The 4,155-nt window shown below is 68.1% G+C and carries 5 protein-coding genes; 4 read left to right on the top strand and 1 reads right to left on the bottom strand.

The genetic code is table 11. The features are described 5' to 3' along the window. Positions 1–207 precede the first annotated feature (207 nt). The 4 genes from Q9R26_RS18525 to Q9R26_RS18510 all read left to right on the top strand — a co-directional run bounded on the left by Q9R26_RS18525 (position 208) and on the right by Q9R26_RS18510 (position 3,545). Positions 208–492 carry a hypothetical protein gene (locus Q9R26_RS18525; RefSeq protein WP_311228200.1) on the top strand — a complete coding sequence of 95 codons (285 nt, stop codon included), beginning with the start codon at positions 208–210 and terminating at the stop codon, positions 490–492. Then, the gene (locus tag Q9R26_RS18520; RefSeq protein WP_311228199.1) at positions 492–2,249 is read left to right on the top strand and encodes a hypothetical protein; all 1,758 of its coding nucleotides are present in this window, start codon (positions 492–494) and stop codon (positions 2,247–2,249) included. The genes Q9R26_RS18525 and Q9R26_RS18520 overlap by 1 nt, the downstream gene beginning before the upstream one ends. A gap of 80 nt (positions 2,250–2,329) precedes the next feature. Beyond that, positions 2,330–2,749 carry a hypothetical protein gene (locus Q9R26_RS18515; protein WP_311228198.1) on the top strand — a complete coding sequence of 140 codons (420 nt, stop codon included), beginning with the start codon at positions 2,330–2,332 and terminating at the stop codon, positions 2,747–2,749. Between the two features lie 286 nt (positions 2,750–3,035). After that, positions 3,036–3,545 (top strand): hypothetical protein, encoded by a 510-nt coding sequence (locus Q9R26_RS18510; RefSeq protein WP_311228197.1) that lies wholly within the window; start codon positions 3,036–3,038, stop codon positions 3,543–3,545. Between the two features lie 349 nt (positions 3,546–3,894). On the opposite strand, the gene Q9R26_RS18505 is transcribed toward Q9R26_RS18510, so the two are convergent. Further along, positions 3,895–4,104, bottom strand: a complete 210-nt coding sequence (locus tag Q9R26_RS18505; protein ID WP_182067231.1) for a cold-shock protein — start codon at positions 4,102–4,104, stop codon at positions 3,895–3,897. Between the last annotated feature and the right edge of the window lie 51 nt (positions 4,105–4,155).

Below are 4,155 nucleotides of genomic sequence, written 5' to 3'. Positions count from 1 at the left end.
CCGCACCACCCCAGTCGGCCCGGACCACGCAGCAGCGCGGTCCGGGCCGACTCGCGTCGGTTGCGGTGGACGTGAGGAACGACGGACTGGAGGCGCGGGGCCAGATCGCACCGCGCCTCCAGTCCGTCTCGTCGGCGCTTCCACAGCCCCACCGCGTGCGGTGGCGACCGCTGCTAGGGTCGTCGCAGGCCACGGGAGGGGTGACCGATGGGGGATCTGCAGGTCGTCGAGACGACGCTCGATGCGCTGACGAACGCCTTGACACCGGTACCGCAGGCGGTCCGGCTGGACCGGGCCTTCAGCGACCCGCGAGAGGACGCACTCGGGTCTGCCGAGGTCGCAGACGCGCTGGGGACGGCGGGCACCGCCATCGCCGACCGCGCCGAGGTGCTCGCGCAGTCGCTCAGCGCCATCGGGCAGTACCCGCGCGAGGTGGCAACCAAGATCTCCGCGGTCGAGGACGACCTCGCGGGCCAGTCTGGCGGTCGCTGATGTCCTGGACGACGACCGACCCCGGAGCCGGCGACTCCGTCGCCGTCGCGGCGCTGGCGGCTGCGCGACGCACCAAGGCTGATGACCTGCAGGACGTCGAGCGGACCCTGCGTGACATCGCGAGCGATGGCCAGAGCGCCGACTGGAAGGGACGCGCGAAGGAACCGTTCCTGTCGAACATCGGCGACTTCGGCGCGGACACGATGATGCTCCGGGCTGCGCTCGTCGAGCAGGCGTCCGCTCTGGAGCGGTACGCGATGGACCTCGAGGCGGTGCAGCAGGAGCAACAGCGGCTCGAGATCGCCCGGGCTTCGGCCGCAGCGGCTCTCGCGTCCGCCCAGACTGCGTCCGAGACGGCTCGCAACGCAGCACGCTCGGCTGCGAAGGACGCGACCACGACCCCTGAGGCGGGCGCTGCAGTGCAGTCCACCGCGAACCGGGCCGACGACCAGCTGTCCCACGCAGTCGCGACGACCCGGTCCCTCGACTTGGAGTGGGACGCGCTCGTCGAGCAGCGTCGTGCGGCCGACCGGCGGTGCATCGACGCGCTCTCGGCCCGCCGGGCGAACGGACTTCCCCAGAAGCTGAGCGGGTCCGACATCGCGAGTGCGACCCCGTTGACGCTGCTCGCCCTGCTCCAGAGCATGAACGCCGACGAGGCAGCAGCGTTCCTGAAGGCCCACCCCGAAGTCGTCGAGACCATCCAGCAGGCCGACCCCGGCGCGGTGCGTGCGTGGTGGCAGTCACTCGGGAACGGCGACGACGGAACCCTGTCCCCCGAGCAGCAGGCACTCGTCGCAGCAGTGCCGTCGGTGCTCGGCGGACTGAACGGCCTCCCGCCCGCGGCGCGCGTCGCAGCGAACAAGAACCTCGCGGGGAACCGTCTCTCGGCCGTGCAGTCTCGACTCCAGGCGCTCCGACTGGCTCTGGCCTGGTCCGAGGCGCTCTCCGGTCGGACCGACAAGTCGACCAAGGACGAGATCGACCGGCTGGCGCTCGAGGAGAAGTACCTGCTCCGCGTCACGGCCGAGCCGCCGAAGACCCAGCTGTACCTGTACGACCCTGAGGACCATCGGATCATCGAGATGATCGGCATGCCGTCGCCGGACACGGAGCACGTGATCACGTACGTGCCGGGGACCTTCAGCAATGTCGAGTCCTTCTACAACGGCAGCGTGCAACAGGTCGGCAAGTGGTTGTACAACCAGTCGCCCGATGACACGGTGGTCCTCGTGGCGAAGGACGGCGTCTTCCCTGGCGAGGAGACCCCTGGGCCAGCCGGCGTCAACGAGGCAAACGACCCCGACTTCGCACTGGCCCCGGCTGAACGACTCCGCCAACTGTCAGCAGGACTGGATGTGGACCCGAACCTCGCGAACACGCAGCGAACTGCCATCGGACACAGCTGGGGTCTGGCGAACATCACCACGTCCGAAACCCTGGGGACCGAGTACGGGCAGGTCACATCGTTGTCCGGAGCGGGTATGCCGCCGATCTGGCGGCCCAACCCGATGACGACCTACACGGACCACTCTTACTACGACATCCTGCAACTCGGGCAGGGCACCCGACAAGTCTGGGACGGCAACAATCCACGGTGGAACCCGGCGTTCGGGCACGACGAGTACTACGGTCCGGCACCGACCGACGTCAACCCGTACGATTTCGGAAACCTGATGGACCAGCACAACAAGGTCGCACGCATCGAGGGCAATCGTGCCGTCCTCGACCAACTCGCCGAGGAGATCTTCGAGTGACCACCCGCTCCGCCTGGTTCGTCGCGGGTCTCGTGACGACGTTCGCACTGTCCATCACTGCCTGCGCTGGAGGACCATCGATGAAGGAACAACACGAGCCGGGCGCAACCGCCTCGGTGTCGCGGACAACTGCCGAACGTCGCACGACGGAGATCCAGGACCGGGTGATCGGTGCGATCCCGGACGACGCGGTCGCCAGCCGCCGCACGATCGACTGGACGCTGCTGGCCTGCTCGGACACCACTGTTTCGGCAGCGGGCGGCGCCGCGATCACGCTGGCGCGCCCAGTGGACGTCGACGAGACCTACGACGCGATCACCGCCGCTGTGCGGGACGACGGGTACACGGCCGCCACTGACACGACCGGCAAGGGCGCAAAGCGACTGACGCTCACCGGGACGAACGACGACCAGTACCTCATCACGATCTACAACGACACCGAGAAAGTCCGGTTGTCGTCGTTCTCGCAGTGTTTCCCAGGTTCATTGAACGACGACTGAGTGAACGCCCGCTTCGGCGGCCGTGGAGATGTGGCAGCCCAACAGACAGGCCACCTAATCGGACTCCTCATACGTCGACATCCTGCAGGTCGGGCAAGCGGCGGGCGGGGTGTGGGACGGGAACAATCCTCGCCGGAACCCTGCGTTCGGCCACGGCGAGTACTGCGGCCGCCGCCCGAGGACGTGCATTTGCACGATTCGGGAACCTCATGGACCAGCACGACAAGGTTGCTCGGATCGAAGGAGACCAGGACGTCCTTGACGACCTCGTGGAGGAGATCTCCCAGTGACCAGACACCCTGCCATCTCATCCGCCATCGGGGCGACCATCGCCCTCGCACTGACCGCATGCACCGGAGGGCAACCCACGACGGCAACACCGACGACGTCGTCTGGTTCCGATGAAGCGGAGGCCCGTGCTGCGGCTGAGGAGCGCACGGGGGCCGTGCAACGAAAGATCGCCGACACGTTCGACGCCGAGAAGATTTCGTCTGAGATGACTCGGAAGTGGGTGCTGCTCGCATGTTCTGACTCAGAGGTGCAGTCTGCCGGCGGCATCACCCTGCGCCTGACGAAGTCAGAAGCAGTGGATCCCGCGTACGGCAAGATCCGCTCCGAGTTCTCAACGGACCCCTCGTTCACTGCCGAGACAGACCGGACCGGCAAGGGCTTCGAACGGCTCGCGCTCAGCCGCGGCACCGGCGAGCGATACCTGGTCACCGTCGACAACGAGTCGCTGACCGTCCGGATCGCCTCGTTCTCGCCCTGCTATCGGGGTTCCTTGTCCGACCGTTGAGCACGCCGATGCGCTGGAGGCTCGTGCTTCCGGGACCGCAGTTCTCGACGGGGCCAGCGTCGATCTGAGCGAGGGAACGCCGAGCTCGTTTCGGGCTGAGCGACACCTTGCGTGGTTCACCGGGCGTGGGCTGTCGTTCGGCGCGAGCTCGTGGTGGGCCGGACGGGTGGCCCCTCCCGAGACTCGGTCCCGCGGACAGGTTGCGGGTGCCGGGGCCCGCAACCTGTCCGGCAGGGCGAGACTCGGTCGGCCGCGGCCGCGGCCGCGGCCGCGGCCGCGACCGCGGTCACGCGCGCAACGAACAACGCCCCGACCGGACCGGTCGGGGCGTTGCTCGTGGTGGTGCCGATCAGCGGATGACCGAGATGGTGTTGGCCTGGGGCCCCTTCTTGCCGGGGCCGACCTCGTACTGCACGTGGTCGTCCTGGGCGAGCGGCCGGGCGTCGGTCGTCTCGACGATGCTCGAGAAGTGCGCGAACAGGTCTGCGGACCCGTCATCGGGGTGGATGAAGCCGTAGCCCTTGGCGTGGTCGAACCACTTCACGGTGCCGGTGGGCAAGATCCCCAGCACGGCGTCAGTGGATGCGCAGCTGCGCGACCATCGGGCAGG

The organism is Curtobacterium sp. BRB10, from assembly GCF_031844325.1.
GTDB classification, from domain to species: Bacteria; Actinomycetota; Actinomycetes; order Actinomycetales; family Microbacteriaceae; genus Curtobacterium; species Curtobacterium poinsettiae_A.
The sequence above is the reverse complement of the archived record's forward strand: the minus strand, read 5'-3'. Positions and strand labels throughout refer to the sequence as shown.